The 7,382-nt window shown below is 69.4% G+C and carries 13 protein-coding genes; 6 read left to right on the forward strand and 7 right to left on the reverse strand.

All coding sequences use genetic code 11. The features are described from left to right. Positions 1–96: 96 nt before the first annotated feature. The 6 genes from ACFV61_RS32715 to ACFV61_RS32740 form a co-directional block, all read right to left on the reverse strand. On the reverse strand, positions 97–615 hold the full coding sequence (locus tag ACFV61_RS32715; protein WP_380424957.1) for a DUF6879 family protein: 519 nt from the start codon (positions 613–615) through the stop codon (positions 97–99). Then, complete coding sequence (locus ACFV61_RS32720; protein ID WP_063348120.1) at positions 593–820, reverse strand: hypothetical protein; 228 nt, start codon at positions 818–820, stop codon at positions 593–595. The genes ACFV61_RS32715 and ACFV61_RS32720 overlap by 23 nt, the downstream gene beginning before the upstream one ends. A 147-nt stretch (positions 821–967) precedes the next feature. Continuing rightward, entirely contained in the window at positions 968–1,822 is an 855-nt protein-coding gene (locus tag ACFV61_RS32725) for a helix-turn-helix transcriptional regulator (RefSeq protein WP_063348119.1), read from the reverse strand. Positions 1,823–2,037: 215 nt separating this feature from the next. Then, positions 2,038–2,610 carry a DUF1707 domain-containing protein gene (locus tag ACFV61_RS32730; RefSeq protein WP_380424954.1) on the reverse strand — a complete coding sequence of 191 codons (573 nt, stop codon included), beginning with the start codon at positions 2,608–2,610 and terminating at the stop codon, positions 2,038–2,040. A gap of 96 nt (positions 2,611–2,706) precedes the next feature. After that, positions 2,707–2,907, reverse strand: a complete 201-nt coding sequence (locus ACFV61_RS32735; RefSeq protein WP_363371647.1) for a DUF397 domain-containing protein — start codon at positions 2,905–2,907, stop codon at positions 2,707–2,709. A gap of 10 nt (positions 2,908–2,917) precedes the next feature. Next, on the reverse strand, positions 2,918–3,808 hold the full coding sequence (locus ACFV61_RS32740; protein ID WP_363371645.1) for a helix-turn-helix transcriptional regulator: 891 nt from the start codon (positions 3,806–3,808) through the stop codon (positions 2,918–2,920). A 176-nt stretch (positions 3,809–3,984) separates the two neighbouring features. Between ACFV61_RS32740 and ACFV61_RS32745 the strand changes: the two genes are divergently transcribed. The 5 genes from ACFV61_RS32745 to ACFV61_RS32765 all read left to right on the forward strand — a co-directional run bounded on the left by ACFV61_RS32745 (position 3,985) and on the right by ACFV61_RS32765 (position 5,911). After that, the gene (locus ACFV61_RS32745; RefSeq protein WP_380495629.1) at positions 3,985–4,356 is read left to right on the forward strand and encodes an ATP-binding protein; all 372 of its coding nucleotides are present in this window, start codon (positions 3,985–3,987) and stop codon (positions 4,354–4,356) included. Beyond that, positions 4,356–4,619, forward strand: a complete 264-nt coding sequence (locus ACFV61_RS32750; RefSeq protein ID WP_063348115.1) for a hypothetical protein — start codon at positions 4,356–4,358, stop codon at positions 4,617–4,619. The genes ACFV61_RS32745 and ACFV61_RS32750 overlap by 1 nt, the downstream gene beginning before the upstream one ends. A 105-nt stretch (positions 4,620–4,724) precedes the next feature. Further along, entirely contained in the window at positions 4,725–5,114 is a 390-nt protein-coding gene (locus tag ACFV61_RS32755; protein ID WP_380495631.1) for a hypothetical protein, read from the forward strand. A gap of 78 nt (positions 5,115–5,192) precedes the next feature. Then, entirely contained in the window at positions 5,193–5,402 is a 210-nt protein-coding gene (locus ACFV61_RS32760) for a hypothetical protein (RefSeq protein ID WP_380495633.1), read from the forward strand. A 104-nt stretch (positions 5,403–5,506) separates the two neighbouring features. Beyond that, positions 5,507–5,911 carry a DUF3052 domain-containing protein gene (locus ACFV61_RS32765; protein WP_380495636.1) on the forward strand — a complete coding sequence of 135 codons (405 nt, stop codon included), beginning with the start codon at positions 5,507–5,509 and terminating at the stop codon, positions 5,909–5,911. A gap of 54 nt (positions 5,912–5,965) precedes the next feature. Here ACFV61_RS32765 and ACFV61_RS32770 read toward each other — a convergent pair whose 3' ends face one another. Next, positions 5,966–6,682, reverse strand: a complete 717-nt coding sequence (locus tag ACFV61_RS32770) for a DsbA family protein (protein ID WP_380495638.1) — start codon at positions 6,680–6,682, stop codon at positions 5,966–5,968. 304 nt (positions 6,683–6,986) lie between these two features. Here ACFV61_RS32770 and ACFV61_RS32775 point away from each other — a divergent pair, with 304 nt between their 5' ends. Next, positions 6,987–7,259 (forward strand): hypothetical protein, encoded by a 273-nt coding sequence (locus ACFV61_RS32775; RefSeq protein ID WP_063348110.1) that lies wholly within the window; start codon positions 6,987–6,989, stop codon positions 7,257–7,259. The last annotated feature ends 123 nt before the right edge of the window (positions 7,260–7,382 follow it).

Raw genomic sequence — 7,382 nt, forward strand, 5'->3', positions numbered from 1 at the left:
ATCCGACAACCGCTCACCCGCACACGACTTGACCTGCCCCACCCTCGCCACACCACAACCAACGAGACAGACACACCAAAGTCACTGGCATTGGGTCTAGTGCAGCCGGAAGTCCTTGTGCGGCACTGCCCGCTCCCAGACGGCCTCGAACGCGGAGTGGCAGAGCTTCAGGATCTCCGGGTCGGTGCTGATCTCGTCGTCGACGAAGTCGCCCTCGCCGCTGAAGTGGTGGACGACGAGGTACTGCCCGTCGATCAGCCAGAAGTCATTGCCGGGGAGCGCGAGGTCGGTCGTCTGCCTACGCGGAAGCCAGCTGACCTGCTCGCCGGAGGCGATGTTCCGGAACGTGATCTCGTGCTCGAACCGGACGTACTCGCTGACCGGCTCCGACACCACGCGGGCGCGCCGGATCTCGACGCCTCGGGCGGTGGTCTCCTGGACCAACTGCAACCAAGGGCTCCACCACGTCGAACGGTCGGCCGGGTCGTCGCGGAGCCCGTCGAGCCAGCGGACGAACAGCGGATCGTCTCGCATGTAGCCGTCGCGCATCTCAAGGTGAAGCGCCGAGCGGGTGCAGGACCGCAGCAGGTCCTCAAGCGTGGGGGCCGCTGCCACCGTTCACCTCCGGGAAGAACTGCATCATTCGCCTGGGGAATTCGATCACGGTCTCGTGCCCGGGGACGTCCATCTGCGCGAGACGGTCCGGGTCGAGGACCTTCCAGCCCTGGAGGATGTAGTTGCCCGTCACGTCATCGAGGTAGACGGTCGGGGACTTGCCTTCGGGGCTGTCGGGGTCTTGTCCGAGCTTGTGCAGCGCCATCGTGGGCCTCCTCGTGGTTGGAGTCGATCGCTGTGAGAGAGCTTGCCGCACAATTCGGTACCCGCACCACGAACTTGCTTGAACTTGCTCGGCGAGAGCGAGCAGGTTCATGCAGTGGAAGACGCTGACATTCTTTTTGATGCCCTATCAGATCCAGCTTTCGGCAGCCGCGGTGAGCAGCCGCCGGGCGTCCGCGTCGTAGAGCGCACTCGGGGCCAGTAGGTCGAAGACCTTGCGGTACTGGGCGATCTCCTCGGGCAGACCCAGCCGGAGTTCGCCGCTGACGACCTCAACGGAGGCCAACTGGTCGTCGAAGATCCAGAACCCGTGCACGGGTGAGGCGGGCAGGCGTGTGCGGAACGGCACGACGCCCAGGCGCAGGGCCGGGAGGGTCGTCGCGGAGACCAGGCGGTCGATCTGGGCGCGCATCACCTCGGCGGAGGCGGTCCCGTAGAGCAGGGCGGCCTCGGTGAGGAGGATGTGCCAGTGCCGGCCGCCGGGCGAGTGCGAGTACAGGATCTGCTGACGGGCGAGGCGGGCGGCCACGGCGGCGTCCGTGTCCGGCGGGCTGTCGTTGAGCTGGGCGTGCTCGCGGAACCGTGCAGCCGCGTAGTCGGCGGTCTGGAGAAGGCCCGGTACCCAGCAGGGTTCGAATGCGCGGATGGTCTGTGCCGCGGCCTCCATGTCGGCCCAGGACTTCTGGACTGCGGCGTGGCCCTGTCGCAGCTCGTGCCGCCATTGGGCGTACCGGTCGTCCAGCTCGTGCAGTTGGACGACGAGTTCCGCAGCGGCCTCGGGGACGTCGCAGGCGTCGGCCCAGGCCCGGACGTCGGCGACCGTGGGGGATTGCCGCCCTTGCTGGAGCTTGGACACCTTGCTCGCGGGCCAGCCGAGCCGGCCCGCGAGGGTGCGTCCGTCGAGCCCGGCCGCCGTACGGATCGTGCGAAGGCGTCGGCCGAGTTCCAGGCGGGCTTCGTGGACGCCCTGTCGTGTGGTGCTCAACGCGGGCTGCCGGTGAGTCGCAGCTTCACGATTGCTCCTCCTAGCCGAAATTTCTCAAAGTTTCTCACCGGCGTGGTCGTGACGGAAGGTCGGAATCGGCCAACGGCGCGTCGTGGCGGGCGCTTTGAGGGCGGGAATCTGGCTGGGTAACGAGATCGCCCGCTCGTCGGGATCGACGAGCGGGCGAGGGTGCGTAGCTGTGGAGTGGGCCTGCCTCAAGCGCCGAAGAGGCGGCGGCGGGGAGGGCGCGCGACGACCGAGGCGTGTTTGAGGGTGCCGGTGAGCTCGATACGGAGCCGGGGCCTGGCGTCGCCGCCGCTGTCGAAGCGCTGCTTGACCTTGGAGAAGACCAGGGTGAGACCGTCGGTGTCGAGGGTGACGAGGCCCGGCGGGCTGATGATGAGCAGCTTGCCGTGCCGCAGGGACACGTCGATCAGAAGGGTGTCGGCCGTGATCACCGCCTCGGTGAAGTCGAGGACGACCGTGCAGTGCTTCGGCCGCAACTCGATGTGCCGGGGGACCACCCAGCGCCCCGCCCGGGTGTACTTGCCGCCGCGCTGGTCGATGACCAGCACGTCCTTCGGCACGGCCACGGCCGACGCGAAGCTCGGCAGGTCGGTGGTCAGCTCGGCCAGCTCGGCGAGCGTCCGGGCCGAGAGCGCGGCTTCCAGCCGGGTTTCGAGTTCTTCGGGGGTGAGCCGGCCGTCTGCGGCGGCGACCTGCAGCGTTTCTACGATGCGGTCCCGGTCCTGATGGGATGCCCGTAGCGCGGGCAGGTCTCTCGACATGGGTCCACGCTAACCCAGGGCGGGCGGCCCGGAACAGGGAGTTGGGCGGAGGCGGTCAGCACCAAGTGTGCTGACCACTGGGCGTGCGGTAGAGGTTCAGATGAGGTAGTCGAACTCGCCGGCCTTGGCGCCGAGGACGAGGGCGCGGAGTTTGGCGGTGGTGGTGGTGACAATGATGTCGGGGTCGTCGGATTCGCGGAGGTGGCGGAGGTCGTCGTCGCCCTGGGCAAGTTCAAGGCAGGCATCGGCGCCTTCTGCGTCGCTGTAAGACGACTTTTGCCAGACGAGGTGGGACATCGGACGCCTTTCAGGTCTGAAGCTCGTAGAGGAGATGGTGAATGAGCCCCCAAGAGTCACGTGTATCGAGCTTACGCAGGGCGCCGTTGCAGTCGACAGGCGGGAGTGAGAGCTCGCTCAACTGCTGGAACTTCTGCACGTAGGCATCAACATCGACTGGGTCTCCGAGGTGCTCCGAACGCTTCGGGCCGGAGAGGATCACCGTCGACAGCTCAAGGCATCCCGGGTCGCAGAACAGGAATGAAGCCGAGAGCGGCGCATGCCTGGGCGCGGTGAATGGCAGTACCTGGATGCTGACATTCGGCAATTCCGCCACTTCGATCAGATGAAGAAGCTGAGACCGCATGACTGTGTCTCCGGCAAAGCGCATGCGCAGCGCGGCTTCATGGATGACGAACTTGAACTGCCGTGGCTTGTCATCTGCGAGGATCCGCTGTCGGCCGCTTCGGAAACGGACCTGTGTCTGGGGTTCCCATGGGCTCCTGGCGTGACCACCCTCGTAGATCGCCTTCGCGTAGTCGGGTAGTTGCAGCACCCCTGGGATGTAGAGCGAGTCGTAGCTGTGCAGCCGGACGGAGCGGTCCTCTGCCTCGGCCAGATCCAGGGCGAGGGGCGGGACCTTTCCCTTGAACTCGGTCCACCAGCCCTTGCCATCGCTCGCCCCGAGAGCGCGCAAGAGGGCGGCATAGGTCTCATCCGTGCACCCGTAGCCGTCAAGAAGAGTCGCGAGCCGTTCCGAGTCGAGTGCCGTGCGCGCCGCCTCGATGTGGCTGAGCTGCGGCCCGGCGATGCCGATGAGGGCGCCGGCATCCTTGACCGCCAGCCCGGCGGCCTCGCGCAGCCGCCTCAGCTCAGCGCCGAACCGCCGCTGCCGTTCGCTGATTTGGGTCCTGAGTGCCAAGGGGGGTTCCTTCCGTGTCGGGGCAGTCTCCACCCACACGAGTGAGCTTATCCAAGCTGGGTGGGTCTTCTCCGCGATTAGGTTGCACGCGTGAGCCCTGTGCTCTTACTCTCAGTGTTGCACCGGTCACATGACGGATCGTCAGTGACTCCCCCCTCTCCCTCTCGGGGTCTCTCATGCGTGCTTCCAACCCTCCCGACTGGACCGCCGCCCGCACCGAACTGTGCGACCTCCTCACCACCGCCGGCTGGCCGCCCCCCACCATCTGCGACGCCGAACTCGCCCTCCACGAACTCTTCTTCAACGCGTGGAAGCACGCCGGGAGCCTCGCGCCCCTCGTCGTGCTCTCCCTCCTGGAGCGCAGGCTCCGCGTCTCGGTCTGTGACGACAGCCAGACCCTCCCGCCCGAGCCGTGCGCCCCCGCCGACCCCTACGCGCTCTCCGGTCGAGGTCTGCACCTCGTCCGTTCCCTCGCCCACCGCTTCGGCGCCGACCTGCGCAAGCAGGGCAAGGCCGTCTGGTTCGAGCTGCAGTTGGACGCCGCCTGATGCCCCTTCCCCGTCGCCGCCCGATGCTCCCGACCGACCCCCGGATCCGGTACTACACCGACGACCACATCCGCACGCTCCTCGCCGAAGTCGACGAGCGCGGCCGCAGGTTCGGCCTCATCTTCCCCTCCGCCACCATCGACCGCACCATCGACGGCCGCGTCCTCGTCCGCTTCAACACCGCCCCGGCCTCCACGCTCCTCAACCTCCTCTCCCTCCTCCTCGCCGCCGACCGAGACCGCGAAGACCCGTGCGCTTTCTGATCGCCGCTGCTTTCGCCGTCCTCCTCGCCCTGGCGATCGCCACCGTCGTCCTGGGCGTCATCACCGCACTCAACGTTGCAAAGCCCGACGAGGAGGACCCCTGACATGCCCGACCCGGACCCGGACCCCGACTTCGGCCCCAATCCCCTGGCCAACCTCCTGGCCAACGCCCTCGCCGCGACCCACTACGCCGTCGCCGCCGCCTTCAACACCCTCGCCCCCGGCGTCGCCCAGCCCGTCCCCGACGACTTCGACTGGCGCGAACTCGAAGCCTTCATCTTCCACTTGGGCTTCGCCGCCGACGACTCCGACGCCGCCCTCAACCTCTACCGCCTGGTCACCGCCGTCCAACGCATCGCCTACCGCGAGGCCGCCGGTCGCAATGCCGCCGGGCACCCCGCCCGCCTCAACCCCCACCTCAACCCCGGCCCCAGCCTTGCCCCCAACCCCCGCCCGTCCTCCGCCGGATTCACCCGTGGGGGTGGTGCCGGGTGAATGCCACCGACCGTGCCCCACGCGGCCCCTAGCGTGGGCAGGGCCAAGCGCCAGCCACCCCAGGGGAGGGGACCCGACGTGTCCGATGTGCCCGACGTCGCCGAATACCTGCTGCTCTACGTCGAGGGCGACGCAGTCGTGGCGCACGACGCCGACCTGCACCCGCACACGTTCCCCCTCCCGCCCGGCGAGCTGGGCGCCACCATCACCCGGGCCGATGCCGCCGGGGGCGCCCAACTCCTGCTGGCCGTCGGCTCGTCCGGGATCGTCTCCTGCCGCGAGATCTGACGGACCGTCAATCTCCGGGCGTGTTCCGCGCCGACCACCGTCCGCGTCTGATTGGCTACCCGGATGCGAGGCGACAGGCGCCTCCAAGTCAAAGGAACACCGGCATGACGACAGAGCGCACCAACCCGGCGGCCCGGCTCGGGTTCCAGTCCGGGCAGGTCGTCCAGGAGATCGGCTACGACGAGGACGTCGACCAGGACCTCCGCGAGGGCATCGAGTCGATCACCGGCCAGGACCTCGTCGACGAGGACTACGAGGACGTGGCCGACGCCGTCCTGCTCTGGTTCCGCGAGGACGACGGCGACCTTACCGACGCCCTGGTCGACGCCATCGGTCTCCTCCAAGAGGGCGGCATGATCTGGCTGCTCACGCCGAAGTCGGGCCGGGACGGCTACGTCGAGCCCAGCGACGTCAACGAGGCCGCCCAGACCGCCGGCCTCTCCTCGACCAAGGCCATCGGCGCCGCCCCGGACTGGGCCGGCACCCGCCTCATCGCCCCCAAGCGCTGACCTGCCCGGAGCAGGAAGTCGGCCCCGCCGACTTCCTGCTCCGCGCCCCTCACCTCACCGCTGCGGCAGCTCGCACCCGTCCGGCCCGCACGCCTCGCCGCCACCGTCGCCGCCGCCGACCAGCAGGGGCACCGCCACCCGGCTCTCCCAGGCCTGCTCCAGCGCTGCCGTGAACGTCTCGGCCGGCTGGGCGCCCGAGACCCCGAGCCGCCGGTCGAACACGAAGAACGGCACCCCGGTGGCGCCCATCGCGCCCGCCGTCGCCTCGTCCTCGCGCACCGCCTCCGCGTAGGCGTCCGGATCGGCCAGCACCGCCGCCGCGGCCTCGCCGTCCAGCCCCGCCTCGACGGCCAGTTCCACCAGCCGTCCTTCCGCGAAGGCGGACCGCGCGTCGGCGAAGTTGGCCCGGTACAGCGCGTCCAGCAGCTGCCCCTGCCGCCCGTGGTCCTTGGCGAAGTGCAGCAGGCGGTGCATGTCGAAGGAGTTCGCCGCGTCGCGCCCCTCGCGGAGGTACGCCAGCCCCTCCCCGTGCGCGTTGTCCGCGATCCGGGCCTCCGCCGCCTCGGCCTGCTCCAGGCTGAGCCCGTACTTGGCGGCGATCAGCGGGACGACCGGTCGCGCCTCGGCCGGCGAGTGCGGGTCGAGCTCGAAGGAGCGGTGGACGACCTCCACGTCCCCACGGTGGGGGAAGCGCTCCAGGGCCTGCTCGAACCGGGCCTTGCCGATGTAGCACCACGGGCAGTTGATGTCGGTCCAGATCTCCACGCGCACGGCGTCGCTCCCGTCTCCAGCCGTGCGGGGCCTTCCCGCACCCGGCTCCGTGGCCAACGCCGACGACCACCTGAATATTTCTCGTGATGAAATATTCAGGTGCCCGACGGGACCGGCCGCAGCGCAGTCGCGCCGTCGCGGGAAGGCCCACAGGAACGCTTCTCACGTCCCCGAGCCCAGGTGTTCGGCACTCTGCCCGCAGGCCGTTCCGTGCATCGGCGACGGTGGCCGGGGAGGCGCCATCGCCGTTTGCTGGTACGGCAGTTACCGTGTCGGTGACAGCCCGAACGGAAGGCGGACAAGGATGGGAAACTCCGCGCACGTCATGGTGCCGCCGCTCCTCGCGGTCGCGGTGCTCCTGCTCGCCGTCAAGTGGGTCAGGTTGCGGCGGAACGGCAGGCCCGTGCCCTTGCTGCCGCGATCGGGACCGGCCTGGGCGGGCGCGTTGACTGCCGTCGCGGTCGTGCTGGTCACGGGTGCGCTAGCCGGTCGTGCCGGGGATGCGGTCGTGCCGGCCGTCGCGCTCGGGGGGCTGGTCGGGGCCTTCGTGGACCTTCGCTTCGACGCCCGGCGCTGACGTCGTTCCTGGCCGCGGCCACCAGGCGACCCCGCGCGGGGGGAGAAGGGAACGCCGCCATGCCCCCCCCACCCGAGCGGGGGACCCCGAGCTTTTTGCCCCCCCCCCCGCCGGGGGCGGGCC

The organism is Kitasatospora sp. NPDC059817 (assembly GCF_042731835.1).
Taxonomy (GTDB): domain Bacteria; phylum Actinomycetota; class Actinomycetes; order Streptomycetales; family Streptomycetaceae; genus Kitasatospora.